Source organism: Microbispora sp. ATCC PTA-5024, from assembly GCF_000511135.2.
GTDB lineage: Bacteria > Actinomycetota > Actinomycetes > Streptosporangiales > Streptosporangiaceae > Microbispora > Microbispora corallina.
In genome coordinates this window covers 418,872-441,054 of record NZ_KI866522.1, presented here as the reverse complement: position 1 = coordinate 441,054, position 22,183 = coordinate 418,872, and the positions used below count along the sequence as shown (strand labels likewise).

General features: G+C 69.9%; 21 protein-coding genes and 1 pseudogene. 8 read left to right on the top strand and 14 right to left on the bottom strand.

The window, feature by feature from the left end:
* Positions 1 to 206: 206 nt before the first annotated feature.
* Positions 207 to 914 (bottom strand): SDR family oxidoreductase, encoded by a 708-nt coding sequence (locus MPTA5024_RS02025; RefSeq protein ID WP_036319139.1) that lies wholly within the window; start codon positions 912 to 914, stop codon positions 207 to 209.
* Positions 915 to 942: 28 nt separating this feature from the next.
* Between MPTA5024_RS02025 and MPTA5024_RS02020 the strand changes: the two genes are divergently transcribed.
* Positions 943 to 1,347, top strand: a complete 405-nt coding sequence (locus MPTA5024_RS02020) for a MerR family transcriptional regulator (RefSeq protein WP_232326131.1) — start codon at positions 943 to 945, stop codon at positions 1,345 to 1,347.
* A 91-nt stretch (positions 1,348 to 1,438) separates the two neighbouring features.
* On the opposite strand, the gene MPTA5024_RS40540 is transcribed toward MPTA5024_RS02020, so the two are convergent.
* The 3 genes from MPTA5024_RS40540 to MPTA5024_RS02010 form a co-directional block, all read right to left on the bottom strand.
* Positions 1,439 to 1,774, bottom strand: a complete 336-nt coding sequence (locus tag MPTA5024_RS40540; RefSeq protein ID WP_198166904.1) for a hypothetical protein — start codon at positions 1,772 to 1,774, stop codon at positions 1,439 to 1,441.
* A complete protein-coding gene (locus MPTA5024_RS02015) occupies positions 1,771 to 2,880 on the bottom strand; it encodes an EstA family serine hydrolase (RefSeq protein WP_036319136.1) in 1,110 nt (369 codons plus the stop codon). Before MPTA5024_RS02015 ends, MPTA5024_RS40540 begins: the two co-directional genes overlap by 4 nt.
* A gap of 154 nt (positions 2,881 to 3,034) precedes the next feature.
* Positions 3,035 to 3,670, bottom strand: coding sequence for a TetR/AcrR family transcriptional regulator (locus MPTA5024_RS02010; protein WP_442922011.1), 636 nt, complete (start codon positions 3,668 to 3,670; stop codon positions 3,035 to 3,037).
* Positions 3,671 to 3,732: 62 nt separating this feature from the next.
* On the opposite strand from MPTA5024_RS02010, the gene MPTA5024_RS02005 reads away from it, so the two are divergent.
* The gene (locus MPTA5024_RS02005; RefSeq protein WP_036319132.1) at positions 3,733 to 4,023 is read left to right on the top strand and encodes a hypothetical protein; all 291 of its coding nucleotides are present in this window, start codon (positions 3,733 to 3,735) and stop codon (positions 4,021 to 4,023) included.
* 99 nt (positions 4,024 to 4,122) lie between these two features.
* On the opposite strand, the gene MPTA5024_RS02000 is transcribed toward MPTA5024_RS02005, so the two are convergent.
* The 4 genes from MPTA5024_RS02000 to MPTA5024_RS01985 form a co-directional block, all read right to left on the bottom strand.
* Positions 4,123 to 4,554, bottom strand: a complete 432-nt coding sequence (locus MPTA5024_RS02000; protein ID WP_157099248.1) for a hypothetical protein — start codon at positions 4,552 to 4,554, stop codon at positions 4,123 to 4,125.
* Positions 4,547 to 4,816 (bottom strand): hypothetical protein, encoded by a 270-nt coding sequence (locus MPTA5024_RS01995; protein ID WP_157099247.1) that lies wholly within the window; start codon positions 4,814 to 4,816, stop codon positions 4,547 to 4,549. The genes MPTA5024_RS02000 and MPTA5024_RS01995 overlap by 8 nt, the downstream gene beginning before the upstream one ends.
* A 171-nt stretch (positions 4,817 to 4,987) precedes the next feature.
* Complete coding sequence (locus tag MPTA5024_RS01990) at positions 4,988 to 5,485, bottom strand: pyridoxamine 5'-phosphate oxidase family protein (RefSeq protein ID WP_036319124.1); 498 nt, start codon at positions 5,483 to 5,485, stop codon at positions 4,988 to 4,990.
* 104 nt (positions 5,486 to 5,589) lie between these two features.
* Positions 5,590 to 6,549, bottom strand: a complete 960-nt coding sequence (locus MPTA5024_RS01985) for a helix-turn-helix transcriptional regulator (RefSeq protein ID WP_036319122.1) — start codon at positions 6,547 to 6,549, stop codon at positions 5,590 to 5,592.
* A 63-nt stretch (positions 6,550 to 6,612) separates the two neighbouring features.
* Here MPTA5024_RS01985 and MPTA5024_RS01980 point away from each other — a divergent pair, with 63 nt between their 5' ends.
* Positions 6,613 to 7,752: an epoxide hydrolase family protein gene (locus MPTA5024_RS01980; protein WP_036322814.1), complete on the top strand. Its 1,140-nt coding sequence runs from the start codon at positions 6,613 to 6,615 to the stop codon at positions 7,750 to 7,752.
* 72 nt (positions 7,753 to 7,824) lie between these two features.
* Complete coding sequence (locus tag MPTA5024_RS01975) at positions 7,825 to 8,667, top strand: NAD(P)H-binding protein (RefSeq protein WP_036319120.1); 843 nt, start codon at positions 7,825 to 7,827, stop codon at positions 8,665 to 8,667.
* Positions 8,668 to 8,767: 100 nt separating this feature from the next.
* Here MPTA5024_RS01975 and MPTA5024_RS01970 read toward each other — a convergent pair whose 3' ends face one another.
* Both MPTA5024_RS01970 and MPTA5024_RS01965 read right to left on the bottom strand, forming a co-directional pair.
* Positions 8,768 to 9,595, bottom strand: a complete 828-nt coding sequence (locus MPTA5024_RS01970; protein ID WP_084369373.1) for a class I SAM-dependent methyltransferase — start codon at positions 9,593 to 9,595, stop codon at positions 8,768 to 8,770.
* 166 nt (positions 9,596 to 9,761) lie between these two features.
* Positions 9,762 to 10,523 carry an SDR family oxidoreductase gene (locus tag MPTA5024_RS01965; protein WP_036319117.1) on the bottom strand — a complete coding sequence of 254 codons (762 nt, stop codon included), beginning with the start codon at positions 10,521 to 10,523 and terminating at the stop codon, positions 9,762 to 9,764.
* Between the two features lie 234 nt (positions 10,524 to 10,757).
* On the opposite strand from MPTA5024_RS01965, the gene MPTA5024_RS01960 reads away from it, so the two are divergent.
* The gene (locus MPTA5024_RS01960) at positions 10,758 to 11,621 is read left to right on the top strand and encodes a helix-turn-helix domain-containing protein (RefSeq protein ID WP_036319116.1); all 864 of its coding nucleotides are present in this window, start codon (positions 10,758 to 10,760) and stop codon (positions 11,619 to 11,621) included.
* Here MPTA5024_RS01960 and MPTA5024_RS01955 read toward each other — a convergent pair whose 3' ends face one another.
* Positions 11,622 to 13,106 (bottom strand): ATP-binding protein, encoded by a 1,485-nt coding sequence (locus tag MPTA5024_RS01955; RefSeq protein WP_051457603.1) that lies wholly within the window; start codon positions 13,104 to 13,106, stop codon positions 11,622 to 11,624.
* A 506-nt stretch (positions 13,107 to 13,612) separates the two neighbouring features.
* Here MPTA5024_RS01955 and MPTA5024_RS01950 point away from each other — a divergent pair.
* Entirely contained in the window at positions 13,613 to 13,894 is a 282-nt protein-coding gene (locus MPTA5024_RS01950; protein ID WP_036319114.1) for an RIP homotypic interaction motif-containing protein, read from the top strand.
* 158 nt (positions 13,895 to 14,052) lie between these two features.
* Here MPTA5024_RS01950 and MPTA5024_RS01945 read toward each other — a convergent pair whose 3' ends face one another.
* On the bottom strand, positions 14,053 to 18,018 hold the full coding sequence (locus MPTA5024_RS01945) for a S8 family serine peptidase (RefSeq protein WP_084369371.1): 3,966 nt from the start codon (positions 18,016 to 18,018) through the stop codon (positions 14,053 to 14,055).
* 218 nt (positions 18,019 to 18,236) lie between these two features.
* On the opposite strand from MPTA5024_RS01945, the gene MPTA5024_RS01940 reads away from it, so the two are divergent.
* Positions 18,237 to 19,256 (top strand): helix-turn-helix domain-containing protein, encoded by a 1,020-nt coding sequence (locus MPTA5024_RS01940; RefSeq protein ID WP_036319113.1) that lies wholly within the window; start codon positions 18,237 to 18,239, stop codon positions 19,254 to 19,256.
* 502 nt (positions 19,257 to 19,758) lie between these two features.
* Here MPTA5024_RS01940 and MPTA5024_RS01935 read toward each other — a convergent pair.
* Both MPTA5024_RS01935 and MPTA5024_RS01930 read right to left on the bottom strand, forming a co-directional pair.
* Positions 19,759 to 20,124 (bottom strand): hypothetical protein, encoded by a 366-nt coding sequence (locus tag MPTA5024_RS01935; RefSeq protein ID WP_036319111.1) that lies wholly within the window; start codon positions 20,122 to 20,124, stop codon positions 19,759 to 19,761.
* A 410-nt stretch (positions 20,125 to 20,534) separates the two neighbouring features.
* Entirely contained in the window at positions 20,535 to 21,098 is a 564-nt protein-coding gene (locus MPTA5024_RS01930; protein ID WP_198166903.1) for a helix-turn-helix domain-containing protein, read from the bottom strand.
* A gap of 444 nt (positions 21,099 to 21,542) precedes the next feature.
* Between MPTA5024_RS01930 and MPTA5024_RS41730 the strand changes: the two are divergent.
* Positions 21,543 to 22,183, top strand: a pseudogene (locus MPTA5024_RS41730) (hypothetical protein); the annotation flags it as partial.

Sequence of the window (22,183 nt, the reverse complement as noted above, 5' to 3'; positions counted from 1 at the left end):
AGATCGGCGCCTTGGGCCCATGCTGGGCCGCTACTCGTTCCAGCTCCCTGACCTGCCCGGCGGCCTGCGGCCGCTGCGGGGCAAGAAAGCCACGGACGAGGAGTGATAGCCACAGCCGGGTCGGAGGTCGCCCGGCAGGTCGGCGCGGATGGCCTGGAGTCGTACGGCAACCACCGCCGCTCCTCAACGAAAGTCCTGGACTGCGGTCAGGAGTTCAGCAACTGCTGAAACTGCTTGTCGAACTCCCGAGGGTCGCGGCTCAACGATGCCTTGACCATTTCGGTGAAATCATCGACTACCACCTCGACGGCGTCGGCCTCGACGCCATCGAGGGTGATTCGGGCGACATCGGCTGCGTCCATCTTGGGCACGTCAAGACCTTTCGTCATGTCGGTGTCAGCCGCCCCGAGATGCACCGAGGTGACGAGCGTGCCCTGACTGGCCATCTCCTGGCGCAGCGCTTGGCTCATGCTCCAGACGGCTGCCTTCGAGACCGCGTAGGCGCTGCTGCCGGGGAAGACGAACCATGATGCCGAAGAAGCTATGTTCACGATCGCGCCCCCGCCGTTCGCTGCAAGGACCGGTGCGAAGGCGCGGGCCATCGACAGCGTGCCCCAGAAGTTCACGTCCAGTGCGGCATGGACCGCCTGCAGGTCGCCGAGCAGGGTGCCGCCTCCGATGCCGGCATTGTTGACCAGCAGGTTCACATCGCCCGCCGTGCGGGCCGCGGCTGTGACGGCGTCCGGGTCGGAGATGTCCAGGGCGAGGACCTCGACGCCGTCGAGATCGATGGACTCGGGACGACGGGCGGTCGCATAGACCTTCGCGCCTCGCTCGACGAGCTGGGCAGCGAGGTGGCGGCCGATGCCGCGGTTGGCTCCGGTGACGAGCGCAGTGGCTCCGTTGATATTCATAGGACGTACGCTAGAACCTCACGTCGACGTGAGGATCAAGTCCGGAGTGACGGGAGGCGTCATGCGTATCGGAGTGGTAGCCGAACGCGCTGGAGTCAGCGTCCGTGCGCTGAGGTACTACGAAGAGCAGGGGCTCGTCATCGCCGACCGCAACCCCAGCGGCCACCGGCGGTACCCCGAGTCTGCCGTTGCGCGGGTGAAGTTCATCCAGCTCCTCTACGCGGCCGGTCTGGCCAGTAAGGCGATCCGGCAGATCCTTCCGTTCCTGGACACTCTCGTTGCGACCCCGCAGATGACACGCCAACTCATGGACGAGCGTGCCCGTATCAGGGTCCAGATCGACGCCCTGACCGAGGCTCACGATCGTCTCGATGAGCTGATCCACCTCTCCGCCCAGTACGAGAACGCCCCGGCTACGTGCTCGGCGACGTAGCCGCATCGCACGCGTTACCTCTGCGGCACTGACTGCAGCGAGTAGCGGCGGACGTTCTCCGGTTTCTTGTGCCTCGGCTTCGCCATCAGCATCAGCGGGGAGGCACCTTGCTCGCCGAGGTGGGTGAGGGCGGAATGACGGTACTCGTGCAGGTCGCCGACGTCTTGGAATCCGGCACCGTCACCCGCTTCGTCCAGGCCGGGACGGCCGGGCCCTCGTAGCCGTACTCCTCACACCAGCCCAGCCACGACAGCACCGACGCCCGGCGGGCGTTCCAGGTGTTGACCGCCGCAGTGCCCCACAGCAGTTCCAGGGACTCGCCGATCTCGTCGCCGGAAGTCCGATAAGTGAACCTCGAAGCTGAATCGCTGCCATCGCCGATCGCTGTGCCGTCGACCCTCGCGCCCGCTCCGGCCCCGAGCCTCACCCTGCGCTACATGTCCGTTCGCCGTAGCTATACGAGAACAGGGCCGTGACCGACAGCGCGGTGTCGAAGTTCGGGACGAGCCGGGTTTTCGTCAGCGCGAAGGCGACCCCTCGGGCGGGGTCGGCGTAGGCGTAGCTTCCGCCCCCGCCCGGCCACCCGAACGCCACCGAGTTCTCCTCGGCGGGGGCGCCCATCCTGCCGAGCGGGTAGCCCAACGCCATCCGCGCCGGATTGCCGAAAACCTGGTCCACCCCCTCGAACGCGACCCGCGACAGTTCCGCCAAGTGCGCGGAATCCACGAGTTCACCCCGCAGCACGGCGTTGTACATCGCGGCGAGCCCGTGCGCGGTGGCGGTACCGACCGACGGTATGTCGGCGCCCAGGATCTCGCCGTCGTTGCCGAAATCGGCACTCGGCCGGCCTTCCCACGGCGCGAGGATCGCATCACCGTCGTCCGGGCCGGCAGGCCACTGCCCCGCCTGCTGCTCCAGACGCGCCAACCCCGGCAATGACTCCTTCGGAACGGCGAAGTACACCTGCCCCTCGATACCGAGCGGCACAGTGATCCACTCATGTAGGAGCTCGCCCATGGACCGCCCGGTCGCGCGGCGGGCCAGCTCACCGACGAGATAGCCGAAGGTGTAGGAGTGATAGCCCGTGGCGGTGCCCGGCCGCCAGCGCGGCCCGGCGGCGGCGAGCGCCTCACACACCCTGGACCAGTCGGGAAGCTCGGCCTGGGTGATGTCGCGCGGCATGGCCGGCAGACCGACCGTGTGGGTCAGTATGTGCCGCAGTGTCGCTGTGGCCTTGCCACGCACACCGAACTCGGGCCACAGGTCGACGACCGGGCTGTCGTAGTCGAGAAACCCACGCGCCACGAGCAGATGCGCGAGCGTGGCCGACACGTTCTTGCCGGTGGAGAAACTGAAGATCGGCGTGCTGGAGGTGAGCGGCCGGCCGGTGGCCGGGTCGGCCGTGCCGGCCACCGCGTCGACGATCAGCACGCCGTCCTTGTAGACGGCGACCTGCACACCGCTCTCCGCGCCGGTACCGACCAGCCTGTCGATATGACGCTGAATCTGTTCCTGGATCTCACCTACGGCCATGCCTCGTCACTTCCCCGGCCGTGCGGATCAATCGCCCCTGCCGCTGGGCGGAAAACGGTGTGCCGCCCGCCCGTGCCCTCCCCAGCATGCCGGCCCGGTGGCACGGCGGTCTCGAAACGGGCCCGCAGCCGGTCGGTGGTCCCCGGCCCGGACGTCAGACGATGAGCAGCCGACGCCAGGTGTCGGCCAGCCAAACGGTGAACCGCTCCGCGGGCCAGCCCCGGTCCTCGACCAGCAGGCAGTAGAACTCCGGCGAGTTGGTCGCCCAGACGACGTCGGCGATCTCGTCCACGTCGAGCCCCGGCCGTACCTGTCCGGTGCCGACGAGTTCCTGTGCCAGGTCCCGCATGTTGGCCGCGCGCCGGTGGGCGATGTCCTGCCAGACCTCGCGGACCTCCGGATGCGTCGCCGTCTGGGCGACGCGCAGCAGCGGCGCCAGCCTGCTGTGGATCTCCCCGATCGCGTGCGCGTATATCTCCAGCTTGCGCCCGGCGTCGGGTTCGGCGCGGATGGCCTGTACGTATCCGCGTTGCCGGGCGGGGACGGCCCGGTCGGTGCCGGACAGCGCGGTCTCCACCAGTTCCAGGAAGAGCGCGGGCTTGCGGCCCACCGCGGCGTAGACGGTGTCCAGGGCGACGCCGGCCCGCTCGGCGATGTCGCTCATCGTCGTGGCCCCGTAGCCGCGGGAGGTGAACAGCTCGCGGGCCGTCTCCAGGATGGCCCGCCGGTTGGCCTCGGCCGCCTCCCGCCGCCCGCTGGCGTCGTATCGCCTCTTGACCTGTCCTGCCACGCGGCTCATGCTAACACTATTCGTCCGAAGTGAATTCGGATCAAAGTCGCCAGGGAGGACCCATGGCACACGCGTTCACCTACGAGGTCCCGATCGGGCCCGACGTCTACGCCCGCATCAAGGAGGGGCTGGGACCCGAGCCGCCCAAGGGGCTCATCGCGCACCTGGCCTACCGCACCGGCAACGGCCTGCGCTACGTCGACGTGTGGGAGTCCGAGGCCGACTGGCAGACGTTCGCCGAGGAACGTCTCCACCCGGTCGTCGACAGCGTCCTGACCGAGGCACTCGGATTCCGCCCGCCCGAGCCCCCACTCGAGCGGCTCGACCTCGTCGACGCCTGGATCGGAGCCTGAAACGAGGCCGTCACCCTCCTTGCTCTGCTGGCGTCACCGGAGAGGGACCCCGCGGGGAGCGACTCCCGGCGGGAGGCCCAGACCGGCCCGGTCGTGCGATCAGTCGTCGGGGTCGGCGATCTCGATGACGTGCAGGGGGTTGTCCAGGGCGCGAGACGGCTGCTGCCATTTGCCGCCGCGCAGGGTGAGGATCGGGCAGATCGACACGTCAGCGATGGCGGCGGCGTGAGCGTCGTAGACGTCGAGTCCGGTCACAGCCATCGTGTCGACGAGCTTGGAGGATTGGGCGACCCCGTCCAGCGGGGCGACGATGGCGTGCTCGAACGCGGCCAGGCCGGCGAGGAGGGCCTGAGCGTCCGGCGAGCCGCGGCCGTCGAGGAGCGCCCCGGCGGCCGCCAGCGCGGGGACGATGATTGGTTGCCCCGCTTGGTCGAGGTCCTGCAGGAGGCCGATCAGATCGGCGTCGCCTCGGGCGACGTCGGCCAGCACGCTGGTGTCGAGGATGTACGGCGTGGGGGTGAAGTCACTCACCTGATGCCGCCGGGAACCCATGCTCGGCGAGCTGGCGGTTCACGTGCCGCATCATGCGGGCCACCCGTACCGGGTCGGCCTGACGAGCGCGTTCGCGCAGCAGGGCCAGCGCACGCTGATCAGTGATGCGCTTTTCCGCGATGGCGTCGTTGAAGACGGCGGCCACGCTGGTGGCCTTACCGGCGGCGACGAGGTGCTCGGCGTATTCGAGGACGTCGGGGTCCACGGTGATGGTGATCCGCACCTTTCGATTTCCGCTCATACCCGGGATCATACTCATGCCGGCCGTCCCTGTGCCTGGATGGGCGGGATAGACACGGCGCGGATCCGATCATTGGGGAAACCGGCCATGGCGCCGGGCCGGGACCGGTGCAGGCCGAACGGTTCAGCGAGGACCACCACGGCGCCCACGCCATAACCGCCCGGGTTGTCGTCAGGCGCGCTCACGCTCGGCCCGTTGCCGGATCAGCTCCTCGACCGCGCTCGGCAGGGTCGTCTCGAAATCGATCAGCTTCGCCCACGTCGGCGTCACCACGATCCGGACCATGCCGTCGTAGAGCGAGCGGACCTCGGCCTCCCACTCGGCCCGCTGCTCGGGCGTCATCTCGTACGAGCCGTTCATGTGGAGGTACTCGTCGGGGATGCCGTCGACCACGTCCAGCTCGGCCCGGCCGCGGATCAGCAGGATCTTGGGCGGGTGCACCTCGGTGTCGATCGTCAGGGCGACCATCGGGTTCTCGCGCAGAGCCGGGAGCTTCGGGGCGTTCTTCGTGGTGCACATGACGATCTCCGAACCGTTCCAGGTGAACGCGATCGGGACGTTCCTGGGCGTGCCGTCCTTGGCCACGTAGGCCAGCCGGGTGATGTCCCGTGCCAGCAGCTCTCGGCTGATCGGCCGGTCCAGGATCTCGGTGATCTCGTTCGCTCGCATGGCCGTCCCTCCAGGGTCGTCGTCGTGATCTGCCCCTGGGACGGAGCCGCCGGAGCATTCTCGACATCCGCCGGCCCCCGAGTTCCCGAACTTCATGCGGACGATCAGCGCATGATGGCGCGGTGGTAGCGGTCGGCGAGGACACGTACGAGTTCGACCAGTTCCGGCGGCTCTGTCACCGTGAAGTCGATGCCGAGCAGGCCGAGGTGGACGGCGAGCGCCTCGACGCTGTCTGCGCCGGTGTCCAGCAGGCACCGGGTGTCGTCAACCGGCGTGACGATGCCGACGGCAGCGTTGATCCGTTCGGCGACCACATCGGCCGGGGCGTGCACGGTGACCTGGGCACGGTACCGCCAGGCGGCCGACGACACTCCCCGGCGCACCTGGTCGACGGGGTTCTCCGGCAGCTCGCGCGGGGTGAACCGGGGGCCCGTCGGGGTACGCGGACTGATCCGGTCGACCCGGTACGTCCGCCAGTCGGCCCGCCCGACGTCGAAGCCGATGAGGTACCACCGTCGCCCCCAGTTGACCAGCCGGTAGGGCTCGACGTCCCGCCGGCTGTCCGAGCCGTCGTGACTGCGGTAGTCGAACCGCAGCCGCTCATGGTCCCGGCAGGCGGTGGCGATCGTGGTCAGCGTGTCCGCGTCGACCCGCGGGCCGGGCTCGTCCCTGGGCACCGCGACGGCGTACTGCTGGAGGGTGCTGATCCGGCGCCGGAGCCGGGACGGCAAGACCTGCTCCAGCTTGGCGAGCGCGCGCAGGGAGGTCTCCTCGACCCCCGTGATGGTGCCACCGGCGGCGGTCCGCAGCCCGATCGCGACGGCGACCGCCTCCTCGTCGTCGAGCAGCAGCGGCGGCAGCGTGGCCCCGGCGCCGAGCCGGTAGCCGCCCACGGCGCCCCGGCCGGCGTGCACCGGATAGCCGAGGTTCCGGAGGCGATCCACGTCGTTGCGGACGGTCCGGGTGCTGACCGACAGCCGCTCGGCCAACTCGGTGCCGGTCCACTCGCGGGGTGTCTGCAGCAGGGAGAGCAGGCGCAGCAGCCGCGCCGAGGTTTCCAACATTCCCCGAAGTCTGCCAGGCCATTAGGAACGGATCTTACCTAATTGCTCTCTACTGTGATGACCATGACGAACGACAACGCGATCACTCCGTTCCGGATCGACATCCCGCAGGCCGATCTCGACGACCTGAAGGACCGGCTCGGCCGGACCCGCTGGCCCGACGAGATCCCGGACGCCGGGTGGGACTACGGCATGCCGGTCGCGTACGTGAAGCGGCTGGCCGAATACTGGCGGGACGGGTACGACTGGCGGGCCCACGAGGCCGAGATCAACCGGTATCCGCAGTTCATCACCGAGATCGACGGGCAGGACGTCCACTTCCTGCACGTACGGTCGCCGCACGAGGACGCGCTCCCGCTGATCCTCACCCACGGCTGGCCGGGCTCGATCGTGGAGTACCTCAAGGTCATCGAACCGCTGACGAACCCCGAGGACCCGGCGCGGGCGTTCCACCTGGTGATCCCGTCCCTGCCCGGCTTCGGCTTCTCCGGCCCGACGAGGGAGCGGGGCTGGAACCGGTTCCGTACGGCCCGGGCGTGGGCGGAGCTCATGCGCAGGCTCGGCTACGACCGGTATGGCGCGGCAGGCAACGACGGCGGCTCGTTCGTCTCGCCCGAGGTGGGCCGCATCGACCCCGAGCACGTCGTCGGCGTCCATGTCACGCAGATCTACTCGTTCCCCTCCGGCGACCCGGCGGAGATGGCGAACCTCACCGACGAGGAGCGGAAGGGACTGGAGGTGCTGCAATGGTTCTACGAGAACAAGATGTCGTTCAACATGGTCCATTCGCAGCAGCCGCAGACGTTGTCGTACGGGATCTTCGACTCGCCGGCCGGGCTGCTGGGCTGGAACGCCCAGTTGTTCGGTGAGGACGTCGACGACGACTTCATCCTGACCAACACGATGCTCTACTGGGCGACCGGCACCGCCACCTCGGCCACGCGGTTCTACTACGAGGACGCGCACGCCGAGCATCCCAAGGAGCCGACGACGGTCCCGCTCGGCCTGGCGATGTTCGAGGGCGACTTCGTCTCGATGCGCACCTTCGCCGAGCGCGACCACACGAACATCGTCCACTGGAAGTCGTACGGCCGCGGCGGTCACTATGCCGCACACCTCGTCCCCGACGTCCTCGCCGCCGACCTCCGGGAGTTCTACGCCCCCCTGCGACGACGGAGCGCGGCGATCTCCGCCTCCGAGTGACGGCGAGGCCCTGCTCTGACGGAGCATTCCCTGCCGTTATGCCAAGAATTCAGCGAATGGAAGGAACCCCTTATGTATCTGGTCGTTGGCGCCACGGCTCACTTCGGACGTCAGGCGGTTGAGGAGCTTGTCTCCGCTGGGGCGCCGGTGCGTGCGCTGACCCGGTCTCCGGAGAAGGCCGGGCTGCCCGAGGGCGTCGAGGTCGTCCAGGGTGATCTGACCAAGCCCGAGACGCTGCCGGCGGTCGTGCGGGATGTCGAGGCCGCGTTCCTGGTCCTGCAGTATGGAATGGATGTCGCTCCGCTCCTGGAGGCCGCGCGTGAGGCCGGGGTGCGGCGGGTGGTGTTCCTGTCGTCGGGAGCCGTCGACGCAGGGGCCGAGCGACAGCCTGACGTGATCGCTCAGTATCACCGTGACGTCGAGCAGGCCATCGAGGCGTCCGGGATCGAGTGGACGTTCCTGCGGTTGCTGTTCCCCGCCATCAACTCGTTGACGTTCGCGATGCAACTGCAGGGCGGCGACGTGATCCGCGCGCCGTACACCAAGGCCGCCTTCAGCGCCGTGCACGAGCGGGACGTCGCCGAGGTGGCCGCGCGGATCCTGACCGGCGGCGGGCACGCGGGCCGGGTCTACGACCTGACCGGCCCCGAGTCGCTGACTCAGGCGCAGCAGGTACGCATCCTGGGCGAAACGCTGGGACGTACGCTGACCGTCGAGGACCTCGACCCCGAGCCCGTCCTGGCGCAGATGAGCCAGTTCATGGACGCCGAGTTCCTGGCGGCGCTGTTCGGTCTCATGGCGAGGGCGGTCGGGAAGCCGGCGCCGGTCAACGAGGTCGTCGAGCAGATCACCGGGCACCCCGCGCGCACCTATGCCCGATGGACTAACGATCACAAGGCCGACTTCGGCCGCTGACCGGCCGGGGCAGGGGACGGACAACCGCTGCCCCCTGCCCCAAAAACCGCAGGGGGCAGCGGTGCGGCGCACCGGACGACGAGCCAGGAAGCGGCGCGGTTCACACGGGCGTCGCGGTGAGGAACTGCGTCTGGATCTGCACGGGCTGGTCGGCCATGGGCAGTTCGAAGTGGTTGACGGCCGTCACCTCGGTGGCGTTCTCGACCTGCCAGCCGTGCTCCTTGAACAGGTCCAGCCAGGCGTCGCGGGTCTTGATGGTGTTCAGGGGGCCGGCTCCGGCGAACATCGCCTCCGCCACCGTCGAGACGACGAGGGCGGAGGCGAGGCCGGCGGGGTGCACCTCCGCGGTGAGGGCCAGGGTGCCTCCCTTCGCGGCGCGGCCGGAGACCCCGGCCAGGAGACGTTCCACATCGCTCGGCTGCAGGAAGAGGGCGAGGTGTTCACCGATGAAGAGGGTCGGCTGCTGGGCGTCGTGCCCCGCGCGGGCCAGGACAGCGGCGACGTCGTCGGTCGCGAAGTTCACCCCGGCCAACGTGACGTGGGTGATGTCGGTGTCCAGTGCCTGGAAGCGGAGAGTCTTGTCGGCGACGACCTCCGGCAGATCCAGGTCGAAGAACTGCACGCCCGGTTGCCTGAACCGCAGGGCGCGGTCGTCGTAGCCGGCGCCGAGGTTGACGATCTGGCGGGTTCCGGCCGCGAGGGCCTCCAGCACGAGCTGGTCGAAGTACGGGGCGCGCGATGCCAGCAGGCCCAGGGACAGGGAGACGTCGCTGGGCTCGCCGCCCTCGTCGACGGCCTGCAGTCCCTGGACGAGCGCCCGCCCGGCGGCGGGGTCGCCCTCGGCGGTGTGCGGGCGGTCGAACTCGACGCGTCCCAGGGCGCACACCTCTCGAATCATGGTCAGTGTCCGTTCTGCCTGCGTCGTCATGACGACGTTCCTTTTCTTGGTCCATGCGCCGGCCCGGTGCGCACGTCACCGTCCTCGAAGCGCCGCTCGACGAGCCCCCGTGCTTCCAGGCCGCGCAGGACCCCGGAGACAGTCCTTAACAGTCAAGGTGATCTGGTGATCGGGACGCCCCGAGCGGCCGTCGTGCTTACTGACGGCTCGGGAGCATGGCGAGCGCCTGCGACCGCTGGGCGACCAGCTCGTTGTAGGTGCCGTCGCGCTCGGCCCACCGGTGCATCAGCACACCCTTGACGAGGATCTCGTGCGGAGTGGGGTCGGTCCGGAGCAGGTCCATCACCTCGGTGGCGAACTCGGCCAGGTCGAGCGCGCGGGGGTTAAGCTGTGCCTGCTCCGGTGTGGTGGCGACCGCCGGGGGGACGAGTTCGGAGACCTCGACGCCGGTGCCGTCCAGTTGCGCACGCAACGCCTCGGAGTAGGCGTGCACGCCCGCCTTCGATGCGGCGTAGGTCGGCATGACCGGGAACGGCAGGAAACCGATGCCCGAGGTGACCGTGATGATGGTGCCGGTGCCACGCCCGATCAGGTGCGGGGTGAACGCGTCGATGACGCGGATGGTGCCGAGGAGGTTGGTGTCGATCGTCCTCTCCGCGGCACTGAAGTGTGCGGGATCGCGCAGGTCCTCGGGGATCCCGACCCCGGACATCGTCACGATCGTGTCGAGGCTCGGGTGGCCGCGCAGGATCGTGTCGCGGGCACGGTCGATGCTGTCCTGGTCGGTCACGTCGATGGGAACGGTCGCGAACCCCTCAGCCGCGCGTTGCTCGAGCAGGTCGGTTCGCCGGCCGCCGACGATGACGACGCTGCCGGCCGCGGCGAAGCGGCGAGCGAGCTCGAGGCCGATTCCCGAGGTGGCGCCGGCGATGAAGACGGTGCGGTTGGTGATGTCCATTGAGTGCTCCTGCTCAGGGCGCCGACAGCGACAAGCCGGTCGGCGCAGTCAATGATGGTTCGGGTCACCAGGTGTTCGGACCGTGTGGCCGTACCGCAGCAGTCCTTAGCCGGTCCACGAGTGCGGCGACACCTTCAGCGTCGACCTGTTCTCCGGCCGGAGGCAGTACCCCCGCCTTCCGGGGTCCTGTCAGGGCCCCCTTAGCTGAGGGGGCCCTGAACTACGATCCTGAACATGAGCGACGACAACCGCTCCAACCTGCTCGGCGGCTACCTCCGCGCCCGGCGGGCGCTGGTCACTCCGGATCAGGTCGGTCTTCCGGCGGGGACGAGCCGCCGCGTTCCCGGGCTTCGCCGGGAAGAAGTCGCCATGCTCGCGGGCATCAGCGCCGACTACTACCTGCGGCTGGAACGCGGCCGCGACAAGAACCCCTCACCTCAGGTCCTCGAATCGCTCGCGCGGGTCCTGCATCTCGACGAGCTCGAGCAGGAATACCTCCTCGGCCTCGTCGCCCCACGCCCGAGGCCGCAGCGTCGCCGGAAGCCTGAACGCGTGCCCGCACGGGTGCATCAGCTTCTCGCGAGCGTGCAGGTTCCCGCGTTCGTGGAAGGACGCGCGTTCGATGTGCTCGCCTCCAACCAGCTCGCGGTCGCGCTCTCTCCGCGCCTCAAGCCCGGGTACAACCGTCTTCGATCGCTGCTCCTCGATCCCGAGGAGCAGGCGTTCCAGCAGGACTGGACGCGCTCCGCGGAAGGATTCATCGCCGCCTTCAGGAAGTCCATCGGCGACGACATCGACAACCCGCGCTTCGTGGAACTGGTGGGCGAGCTCGCCCTGTCGAGCGAGCGGTTCCGAACTCTCTGGGCGCGCCACGACGTCCGCAACCTCGACGGCGGCACCACCACCGTGAACCATCCCGTCGTCGGTGAGCTGCGCCTGCACCGAGACAAGCTCCCCGTGGACGACCTGCTCCTGGTCCTCTACTACGCCGATCAAGGTAGCGAGAGCGATGAGAAACTACGCCTCCTCGCCTCCATGGCCCAGACGACACCCACCCCGACGCGCGTTGGACCACGAATGGCTGAACTCAACGAGTGATCAGCCTGGGGAGACGCCGAGGTACGACTGGAACATCGGGTGCACCTCGAAGCGCTTCACGGCGGCGAGGTTGAGATGCGCCACCTCGTGCACGCCGACGAACGGGGAGTCGTCGCCGTTGGGCTTCGCCTTCAGGAAGCCGACCTGCCAGAGGATCTCGATCAGGTTCTCCGGGCTGCGTTCCCGCAGCCACCAGGAGGCGGCGCTCACCCGGATCTCACCGGTGACGAGCTCCAGGCAGACGAACTCAAGGTCGTCCCGGTCGAAGGCCGGACCGCGGCCGCGGAAGGCGTCGAACACGCCGAGCAGCCCCGGGTACTGGAAGCGGAACTCGGCGGCGATGTCCTGGGCGCGGTCGGCGGAGTAGCCCGGCTCCGCCCAGCCGATGGCGCCGAGGGGGAGCGGCAGCGTGGGGTGCCGGTCCCGGGCCGCGTCGAGCGCCGCCGTGCAGAACTCGATGATCTCCCGGGGGCGATGCAGGGTCCGCTGGGCGACGTAGGCGAACGAGCCGGCGGCCGGGACCCCCGGCGGGTTGCCGAACACCGCGTTCCAGCAGCTCAGGTCGCCGGCCCGGTCGAGGACGTCGCGGTCGTAGCCCATCTCCCTGGCCGAGTGGCGGATCCGCCTGGCGATGAGCTTGAGCAGGGAGTCCGGCGACCATCGAACCGTCTCGAGCAGGTCGCGGTGCTTCTGCGCGTCCTCGTACAGGGCCGGGATGTCGTCGTACAGCTCCTGCCTGAGCGAGACGTAGACGCGCAGGTTGCCGTGGAGCCCGTTGATCGAGACGCACGCCTGGAAGAGGCCGGACACGAAGGCCTGGGCGTCCTCCGACGAGTCCCACCCGCGGTCGAGTTCGTCGACCAGCACGACGACCCGGACGCCGTCGAGGACACGCTTGAGGGACGGCAGCAGGTTGTGGATCTCCTCGAGCTTGTAGAGCCTGTCCAGCTCCCTGGTCCTGGCGCCGGCCTCTATCGGACCGAGCTTCACGGTCTCCAGGCGCTTCAGGTAGGAGACGAGGAGCGAGAGCGGCCCCATTCCCACCGTGGAGTGGTTGTCGCGGATGTAGCGGTGGATGTCGGCGCCGCCGCGGGCCAGCCGCATCCCCTTGCGCGCGACCTCCTTCATGATGAGGACGTAGAGCAGGTATTTCCAGGCCGCGGCGTACGCGCCGTGCTTCGCCCACGAACCCGCGTCCTCCGCCGCCAACGTCGCGCTCAGCAGTTCGTACGAGTAGTCGTCGGGGCTGAGCTCGATCACCCGGGTGCCCCTGGACCTCTCCCGCCTGGCCAGCATCTGGAAGATCGCGCTCTTCCCCGAGCCCCGGCTGCCGATGATGATCGTCTTGTCGCCGGCCTCGACGCGCCGGTAGGCGGGCGACTCGACGAAGTACTTCTCCAGCCCCCGCCCGATGTCCCGTTCGGCGGCCGGAGCGCCGAAGTCGAGGCCGTGAAGGATCTTGGGGGAGAGGGTGAGACGGCCCATGGGCGCTCCGTGACTGGGGGAAGGGTGATCAGGAGCTTCGCGCATCAGCGTCGCACGGGGCCGGGCGGCCTTGTCAACTGTCCTGAACGCCGTTCTCCCCGATCGCATGGAGTCAGGGAGGACATGCTGGGCGGGGCCCGTTCTCGGAGGAGAAAGGTGGACCCGGGATGGCCACCGGTGGCGAGCGCACGAAGGGAAGGCCGGCCGTACTTCTCACGGCTGGGGTTGCTGTTGGCCGCCATGGCGCCGCCGGCGACGGTGAGTCAGGCCGTGGCCCAGGCATCGGGGACCGGCCCTGGCGCTGAGGGACCATCGATGTCAGTCGGCTGGTCGATCCATGGTCGAGCTTTGGTCGACGGCACCGCGGCTGATCAGGGCAGATGGCGTTCGAGCCGGACGATGGGCGTGGACGCGGCGAAGGGGACCTGCCTAGCATCCGGCACAAGATCGCTCATGGAGCATGCCCGCCCCAACACCAGACAGACCGTCCCCCAGACCATGCCCTGATGGGATGGCGGCTGGCCATCCGGATCACGGCACGGTACGTCACGTCTTCGGGCTACGCCTACAACACCGACATGTGCGCCCCCAACCCCAGCGGTCTCATGTCCAATACGAACTGGACCTACCACTACGACCTGTGGCGGGAATGCTCCGGCTCGTATGGCGGAGCGACCGGATGGCCGATGTGGACCGACATGGTCGACGGTCGCCCCGTCACGCACGGCACATTGACGGTCTACAACTCCTCAGGTGTCCAGATCGGGAGCACCACCGCCGATCAGTAGGAGAACGAGACGCAGGCGCGCCCCGGCCGATGGCAGCGGTCTCGGCGGGTCCGCCGCCGCGGAAGTAGCGGGCGCTGCGTAGAGGGAGGCACGGCCGAGCAGGGCCCGGACCTGGGCGGTGCGGCGCCGCCGCCACGCGGGCGGCGGCGCCGGGGCCCTCAGTAGCGGAACCGCTCCAGGCCGTTGCCGTACGGGTTGACGACGTAACCCGTCCGGGTCGCGGGGTCGAGGAAGAGCCCGCGACGGCTCGTGAAGTCGAAGTTCGACATGCTGAGGGTGGAGTTGCCGAGGTTGACGACCGGGTGGCGGGCCAGCACCTTGCCGGTCGCCGGGTCGACGACCGTGATCTCGCTCTGCGCGTTGTTGTCGTCGATGGTGCCGACCTCGTACAGGTGGGCGACGACCGCGACGTGGTTCATGTCGTCGAGTGCGGCCCAGGCGGGGCCCCGGGCGCCGAGGTCGGCGGGGGACGGCCCGGTGAGCGTGGACTGGTCACCGGCGATCCAGCTGCTGGTCGGGAACTCGCCGCTGTAGTAGTTGGGGGTGACCGCCCCGCTGAGCACGTAGAGACGGCCGCCCCCGCCGTCCGGGAGCAGCCCGGCCGTGCAGAGGGGGAGGGTGGTGACCGGGGACGCGGTCGTGGCGTCCAGGTTCACTCGCACTCCCCAGTACGGCACCCGACCGGACAGGCACGTGCCGAGGGTGCCGGAGCTGGCGACGAAGAACGTGCCGGTCGACTCGTCGACGCTGACGTTGCTGAAGGCGCGACCCGTGTTCGCCGGGTTCACCGGGATGGGGCTGCCGACGGCGCCCGTCTTCATGTCGAACGGCCACAGGGCGGCCAGGCCGTTGTTCACGTTGTACGTCACGAGGCCCGCCCGGTGACGGGTGAGGTCGATCGCGGCGCCCTGGAACAGGGTCCGCGGCGCGTCGGGACCATCCCCGAGCGAGGCCTGGGCGACCAACGCCCCGGTACGGGTGTCGCGCAACTCGACCAGCGCCGGCGCGTCGACCAGGAACGGGGGCCGCACAATGAGCGTGTGGCCGGTGCCCGGGTCGGTCCCGATCACCCGCTGCATCCGTCCGTCGTCCGGCTGCTGGGCGAGCGGGGCGCCCAGCGTGCCGGTCTTCAGCGTGTACGGCGTCGTCGCCGAGGCCCGGACGTGCGTTGAGCCGTCGTCGCCGTCCGCGAACTCGTCGGTGGCGATGAGCGCGGTGCCGCCGGACACGTCGAAGTTCTCCAGCGCGCCCGTGACCAGGTCGCCGTCGCGGTACTCCACGAACGACGTGGGGGACGCCTGGCCGACCGGCCTGCCCTTGCTCGTAGCGAGGACGCGCACCGGGTACTGCACGCCGGTGGGCAGGCCAAGGGCGTTCAGGTCCAGCACGGTGGTGCCCTTGACCGAGGGCAGCGGCCGAAGCAGCGTGGAGGCGTGGTCGACCCCGTTGTCGTCGCGGTCGCTGCCGTTCTGGTTGGTGGTGGTGTTCAGCGAGCCGTACAGGGTGGGGGCGGGGGTGAGGAACTCGATCGACGCCCCATCGGCGCCGGGCACCTTGTGGACGTCCCACGACAGCGTGAGTTTGGGCGCGGCGAGCGTCAGGGCGACGGCGTGCGCCTGCTTGGTGTCACCGGCGGACAGGATCGGCGCTTCGGGCCGCTGGTCGGCCCCCACGCCGACGCGGAGGGCCCGGAAGTCACCGAAGATCACGCCCTGCTGCACGATGCCGACGCCGTAGATTCCGGCGCCGCCCGGAGCGAAGGCGGAGGCGGGGATCGTCACCGTCCCCTTGAGGGCGGTGAGCGGGGTGCTCCACTGCGCGCGGAACTTCTCGCTGGTCGACAGGGGGCTCCAGTGGCCCACGGACGACAGCACCAGGGCCGGGTCGGTCAGGTTCCGCACGCCGGTGAGGTCGTACCGCACGGTGACCGGGCGGCCGAGCGGCACCGAGCCGGGCAGGTCGGGCGCCAGTGCTCCCGTGTAGGTGCCGTCCGTCGCGGAGAAGGTGAGCTGCTGCGACTGCGCGGCGACGACCTTGCCGTGGTCGAGCGCCTCGAAGACCACAGGGACGGTCCGCTCGGCGTCGGAGGCCGCCGGCAGCCCGGCGGCCGCGAGGATCTCCCGCGGAAGCAGCCGCAGGCTCGGGCCCGTCGAGGGGATCACGCTGTGGTCGCCGACGCGCAGCCGGTAGGTCAGGTCGTCGCCGCGGCCGGTCATGTCGAGCCCGAAGGTGATCGGTGCGACGACGTTCTGGCCGGAGGGGGTGCCCCAGAAGTCGGCGGGTCCGTTCAGGTCCAAATGGGCCGGGTCGGTGGCCTCGACGAAGGACGTCACGGTGTCGGACGACAGCAACTGCCGGTGGGCCACCGACAGCCGGACGGCGGAGGTCGCGATGGGGAAGTGCTTGGCGAGCACCTTCTCCACGGCGGCGGTGACGTCCAACTGCGGGCCGATGTGCAGATCCTGGTCGGCCTGGGGCGGCTGGGCCACCGGCCGTCCGGTCGAGATCAGCAGGTCGCGCACCTGGGCCGGCGTGAGCTTCTGGTGCGTGGCCGAGGCGGCGGCCAGCACGTTCGCCGCGGCGGCCGCGATCATGGGCGCCGCGGCGGAGGTGCCGCCGTTCAGCACCAGGCCCGGGCCGTCCGGGGTGTGGATCAGCGTCGGCAGGTTGTCGCCCGGCGCCGCCATGTCGACCCGGCTGCCGAACCCGCTGGAGTATCCGGCCGAGCCGTTGTAGCGGGTCGTCGGATAGACCGCGGTGCGGACGTCGGACGAGGTCAGGGTGTCGTCCACGGTGGTGGCGCCGGCGTCGATCACGCCGGTGTCCCGTACGCGGGACGGCGTCGTGGTGGGACCGACGTCGTCGATGCTGGTCTGCTCGGACGCGCGGTCGGTCCGCTCGGTGGGGGTGCTGCCGCCGTCGGGACCGATCGAGACGGGCAGGGCCAGCCGCGTGCCGTCGTTGGCGGACACGACCACGACGATGCCCGAGTCGACGATGTCCTCAAGGGCGGCGCGGACCTCCGGGTCGTCCTCCAGCCACCGCGAAGGGAAGCCGATGGACATGTCCGTGCCGAAGCCGAGGCTGGCGGTGATGACGTTCGGGCGCGGCCGCTGGCCGGCGGCGGCGCGCAACGCGACGGCGATGCCGTGGGACGAGGGCTCCTTCGGCACGACCAGGCGGTACTGGGCGCCGGGGGCGATGCCGAGCAGGTCGGTGGCGCCGCTGCCGGTCGCCTCTGGGCGCTGTCGGTCGTGCGGCAGGGGCGCCATGAGCGAGAAGTCCATGAGGACCTCGGCCAGGTTGGGGTCCTGCCCCTCGGTAGCGCCGGTCGGGTCGAGACGGCCGTCGTTGTCGGTGGTGTAGGTGGGGATCAGCGGCATCGACGGATAGTCGAGGTAGCGCTGGCCGTCCTTCACGATCGTGGTCGGGCCGTACGACCGCACGTAGTCGTCGCCGGCGTCGGCCATCGACTGGTCGGTCAGGTCGCCGAGGGACACGTTGGTGATGATCTGACCGGTGCCGGGAAGCGCGTGCAGGTGGGCGGCCGTGTCGGCGAAGGCGCCGACGGCGTTGACGCCTCCGGCGTTGAGGTACGACTGGAAGGAGGTCGTGAGGCCCTCGTTAGCCGGCAGCGCGCCGGGCGCGGGGGAGGGGCCGGGCTTGGGGGTCGCGCCCTTGGGAGTCGCGCGCGCGAAGGCGCGGCCGGCCGACAGGGCGGAGGCGGGCAGCGTGACCGGCCCGTAGTTCATGGTCTGGGGACGCACCGCAGACCCGGCGGCGCCGGTGTCCGAGCCCACGGTGTACGGCGCGAGGCGGGCGGCGTCCACGCGGCGCTGCAGCATGGCGGCGGTCGGGTTCAGGGGGGTGCCGAGACCGGTCCGGCCGCGCGTCTGCGGGACGGGGAAGGCGCGCGTCCTGCCGGCCTTGTCGGTCAGCGTTCCGGTGCCGTCGTCGAACCAGCGCACCACCGACCCGTCGGCCAGCGTGATGGAGTGCGCCGCCGGCGCGTCCGTCTCCGCCGGGCCGTCGTTGGCCGAGGCGGCCGTGCCGGTGAACATCGTGGTGGTCAGCAGCGTCCCGGCGGCGAATAAGGCCGGAACACGTCTGAAACCTATGGACATCTGTGTCCCTTCAAAATGTCAAACATGTAAACTGATCCGTTTTGTCCGATCAGCCGTCGATCACCATCGCGCGGCGCCGTCCCGGGGACAAGGACCTGACCGCTGCGGGTTCGCGCAGTTGCGCAGGTGAGCAAGGAAGGGGAGGGCCCGGTCATCCGGCCCGGCGAGGGGGCGTACGATCAACCCCGCCACTTCGTCAGGGTCTGTGGGAGCACGCGATGGACCTGTCGCCCGGAGGGTCGTGGGCGGGGACGGGTCTGCCCTCCCTGGCCGGGCGGGTGCTGGAACACCTGGTCGGTCATCCGGACTCCGCCGAGGAGGCCGTGGCCGCGGCCGTCGGCCTACCGCCGGACGACGTCCGGGCCGCCCTCACCTCGCTCGAAGCCGAGTGCCTGGCAGTGCGGATCGGCGAATCCCCCGTCCGCTGGCGCGCCAGCCCGCCCCGCAGCGGCCTCGGCTCACTGCTCGCCCGCAGGCGGGAGGAGCTGGCGCTGGCCGAGCTGCACATGGAACGGCTGCACGAGGCGTACCGGGCCGCCGCCGGCCGCTACGTGGCCTCCGACCTGTTCGAGGCCCTCGAGTCGCCCGAGGAGGTCGCCGCCCGCTACGCCCACCTGCTGAGATCCAGCCGCGACCAGGTGCTGCACCTGGCCAAGCCGCCGTACGTGACCTTCTCACGGGAGCCGTCGGGGAACGCGGACCTCACCTGGGGGGAGGGCGTCCTGTTCCGGTCGGTGTACGACACCGACGGGCTGACCGACGAGAGGTCGCTGGAGACCGTGCTGCGCGGCACCGCCATCGGCGGCCGGCTGCGGGTGTGCGCCGGCGTGCCGATGAAGCTGGTCGTCTTCGACCGGACGGCGGCCATCATGCCGCTGCGTCCGGACGACCCGGCTGCGGGCTCCCTCCTGATCCACTCCCCGGCCCTGCTGGAGGTGCTGATCGCGCTGTTCGAGAGCGTCTGGGAGCGCGCGGTGCCGGTCGCGCTGAACACGCCCGAGCCCGCCGTGCCCGAGGGGAGCGGCCTGCCGGAGGGACTCGACGGCCGCACGCGGGACATCCTGCGCCTGCTGGCCGCCGGCATGAAGGACGACGCGGTGGCCCGGGTCCTCGGGCTCAGCCGGCGCACCGTGCAGAAGCACATCAGCGACACAGCCAAGGCGCTGGGCGCCAGGACCCGCTTCCAGATCGCCCTGACCGCCCGCAGCCGCGGCTGGCTAAGGCCGTACGACGAGTGACCGCCGCAGGAGATCAGGCCGCCCGGCGAGCGCGGGCGGTTTGTAGATCGATCGCGCCACCCGCCTCGTGGGGGACCACCGAGCAGTCGCGTGGGCCGGTGGGAATCGGGCGCGCAGCCACATCTCCGGTCCGAGTCCCGGCATCCACCACGGTCGAGGCATCGGACAGGCCAGAAGCGGCGAGATGGTCGAGGTCTTCCGACGGATCGGCCGGTCCGGAGCCGGCAGCCGAGCGCTCGTCCCGCGCCGGTTCTAGACTCGACTGAACGGGCGCCCGCGAGGTCGATACCAGGGGAGGGGGCGCTGCGGCGAGTGGTCCGCGCGCCGGTGGAGGAGGACGTCGAAGGCCGTCCCGGAAACGACCGTTCCGGTACGGCCCCCTAAGGAACGTGTTGAACCGCAGGCAGACGATCGCCCGCCTGGACCGGAGGGATGGCAACCCGGGAAGGGGGAGAATCATTCCCTCCTCTGAGTGCCCCAACCGGCGCGGCCCGCGGGAGCGTCAGTTCTGATAGCAGGCCGGATGCCCGCTCACCACGCTGCAGACACGCCCCTGGTCGTCGTGGATCCTCTGCCAGGCGCCCGCGGCGTACCAGGTGCTGTTGTTATTGGTGGTCCATGCGGCGTTCTCGACCGTCAGCGCGTCGGCGTCCTTGACGCCGATCTCCTTGCTCTTCTTCCCGCTGGGCAGCCAGTACGTCTTGCAGGTGAAGGTCCCCTCCTGAGTCACGCAGGTCTCCGAGCCGACCCCGAGCTCCGCGATCTTCATCGTGTACGAACTCGGCAGGTAGTTCTCGACGTACCCGCAGATGAATCCGAGAGTGCAGGTCCCCGCGTTCGCCTGCGGTGCCGGCGATAAGAGAACCATGCCGGCTACCGCTGCCGAGAGTGCCACACCCTTCGACATCCTCCATGCGATCGTGCTTCGCATCGCCGAACCCCTTCATGTCGCTTCCATGACGACGTGCTCGGCCAGACCAGCGAAAACTGGGACTGATATGTCCGCACGGGATGCTTCGGCCGAGCCTCGCCGGAATAGTGGTTCAGATGGAGGCCGGCCGACAAGATGACGGGGAAGATGGGATATCCCGGAGTGGCTGACCTCGCCGTTTCGCCCCCGCATGGGACGGGAGGAGTCCTCTGTCGCTGGGGCACCACGCCCTGACGATCGGGAAAGACCCGCCACCGAGCTGTACATGACCACCTTGCCCACGGGCTCTCCTCTGCTTCGGGGTGCCCCCAAGCCAGCGTGCCGTGAGCTGCCGCTCTTGTACGAAATCAATCGGCCGGCAGCGGCCAGCCGTCCAGCGCGTGACCGGGATGTTCACGCAGGAACCGCCGCCGGACTTCGACGTACCGCGTCGGGGTGAGCCCGGTGAACGCCCGGAACTCGTGGCCGAAGTGGGCCTGGTCGAAGTAGCCTGCGCCACCGGCGAGGTCGCCCCAGTCGATCGGCCCGGCGGGGTCGATCGCGAACACGGTGGCGGCGAAGCGGTAGGTACGGGCCAGCCGCTTCGGCGTGACACCGATGAGCTCCTTGAACCGCTGTGCCAGATGAGTGCTGCTGACACCGGCTGCCACGCCCAGGTCGCCGATCGCCACCGCCCCGCCGGCCGCCGCGATGACGCCGCTCGCATGGCGGACCAGCCCCAGACCGGCGGTCTCGCACAGCCGACGCATCAGCTCCTCCTCGAGCAGCGTCAGCATTTCGCGCGGTCCGCCGGCCGTGGCCAGCCGGTCCCGCAGCTCAGCCGTGGCGGGCCGACCCCACACCTGCTCCAGTGTCACCGGCCGGTCACACAGCTCGGCCGCGGGCACCGGCAGGAACGGCGCCAGCCCCACGGCTTGACGTGCACGCCGACGGACCGGGTCCCCGGCGGATAGCCGAAGTCGAAGACACGGGTGGGCGTGGTGACCACACAGCCGTCGGCGTACTCAGCCGTCCCGATGTCGATGCCGGCCCGGATGCCAACGGCGCCCCGAGGTTGACGATGAGCAACGCCGCCGGCATCGGCGGCAGCGTCAGCCGGGCGTACGGCGGCGCACCCTCCAGGTAATAAAGGTCGTCGATCAGCCCGTCCAACCGCGGCCGCGGCACTCTGGACACATACTCCACACCCACAGTCTCGCCGACGCCCCCGGGCATCGCGCCGGAACAGGCCCACGCATGGATAGCTTGCGAGAATTACACGTCTCCCAAGTTATCGATGCCCGTCAGGCACGCAACGGACTGCTGTTTTCGATTATTGATTTCCAGAAATCCAGAAAATCGCTAAAATCTGGCCCGTGACGATCTCCGTGATGAGGACGGCGTGCAAGCACTGCGGGGCGCCGATCGAGCAGCAGGCGCGCCGGGGGAGGCCGAAGGAGTACTGCCCGGACGGCGACTGCCAGGCGGCGGCCAAGCGTGAGCGGGAGATGCGCCGGGCGACCCCGGGGCTGGAGGGCGCGCTGGCGCGCGTGGAGGACCTGTACGAGCGGATGGAGAAGGGCCTTGCCGCCGCCATCGAGCCGCTGGCGCAGGTGCTGGCCGAGGAGCTGAGCCCGGCGGGTGTCGAAGCGAAGCTCAGCGCGATCCAGGCCGAGGCCCACACGAGCGTCGCGATCGCCCGGGCGGAACGCGAGCAGGCCCTGGAGCAGGTACGGCTGGCCAGGGAGGCGGCCGAGGAGGCGCGCCGGGAGGCTGAGGAGTCCCGGCGCCGGGCCGAGGAGGCCTACACCGAGCGCGACACGGCGTTCGCCGACGCCGAGACCGCGCGGGAGCAGGCGCTGGCGGCGCTGCGGGAGGCCGCGGGCATCGAGCGGCGCGCCAGACAGGAGACGGCGGCGGCCGTCCGGCGGGCGGAGGCGGCGGAGTCGGCCCGCGAGCAGGCCGTGCGCGAGCTGGCCGACCGGGTGGACCGCGCCGAGGCCGAGGCCGCGGAGAC

What these genes read in the sequence shown, in the direction of transcription:
- MPTA5024_RS02025 (WP_036319139.1), bottom strand. Translation starts at nt 914, where the DNA reads ATGAATATCAACGGAGCCACTGCGCTCGTCACCGGAGCCAACCGCGGC.
- MPTA5024_RS02015 (WP_036319136.1), bottom strand. Translation starts at nt 2,880, where the DNA reads ATGGCCGTAGGTGAGATCCAGGAACAGATTCAGCGTCATATCGACAGG.
- MPTA5024_RS02005 (WP_036319132.1), top strand. Translation starts at nt 3,733, where the DNA reads ATGGCACACGCGTTCACCTACGAGGTCCCGATCGGGCCCGACGTCTAC.
- MPTA5024_RS01995 (WP_157099247.1), bottom strand. Translation starts at nt 4,816, where the DNA reads ATGAGCGGAAATCGAAAGGTGCGGATCACCATCACCGTGGACCCCGAC.
- MPTA5024_RS01990 (WP_036319124.1), bottom strand. Translation starts at nt 5,485, where the DNA reads ATGCGAGCGAACGAGATCACCGAGATCCTGGACCGGCCGATCAGCCGA.
- MPTA5024_RS01985 (WP_036319122.1), bottom strand. Translation starts at nt 6,549, where the DNA reads ATGTTGGAAACCTCGGCGCGGCTGCTGCGCCTGCTCTCCCTGCTGCAG.
- MPTA5024_RS01980 (WP_036322814.1), top strand. Translation starts at nt 6,613, where the DNA reads ATGACGAACGACAACGCGATCACTCCGTTCCGGATCGACATCCCGCAG.
- MPTA5024_RS01975 (WP_036319120.1), top strand. Translation starts at nt 7,825, where the DNA reads ATGTATCTGGTCGTTGGCGCCACGGCTCACTTCGGACGTCAGGCGGTT.
- MPTA5024_RS01970 (WP_084369373.1), bottom strand. Translation starts at nt 9,595, where the DNA reads ATGACGACGCAGGCAGAACGGACACTGACCATGATTCGAGAGGTGTGC.
- MPTA5024_RS01965 (WP_036319117.1), bottom strand. Translation starts at nt 10,523, where the DNA reads ATGGACATCACCAACCGCACCGTCTTCATCGCCGGCGCCACCTCGGGA.
- MPTA5024_RS01960 (WP_036319116.1), top strand. Translation starts at nt 10,758, where the DNA reads ATGAGCGACGACAACCGCTCCAACCTGCTCGGCGGCTACCTCCGCGCC.
- MPTA5024_RS01955 (WP_051457603.1), bottom strand. Translation starts at nt 13,106, where the DNA reads ATGGGCCGTCTCACCCTCTCCCCCAAGATCCTTCACGGCCTCGACTTC.
- MPTA5024_RS01950 (WP_036319114.1), top strand. Translation starts at nt 13,613, where the DNA reads ATGGGATGGCGGCTGGCCATCCGGATCACGGCACGGTACGTCACGTCT.
- MPTA5024_RS01945 (WP_084369371.1), bottom strand. Translation starts at nt 18,018, where the DNA reads ATGTCCATAGGTTTCAGACGTGTTCCGGCCTTATTCGCCGCCGGGACG.
- MPTA5024_RS01940 (WP_036319113.1), top strand. Translation starts at nt 18,237, where the DNA reads ATGGACCTGTCGCCCGGAGGGTCGTGGGCGGGGACGGGTCTGCCCTCC.
- MPTA5024_RS01935 (WP_036319111.1), bottom strand. Translation starts at nt 20,124, where the DNA reads ATGGTTCTCTTATCGCCGGCACCGCAGGCGAACGCGGGGACCTGCACT.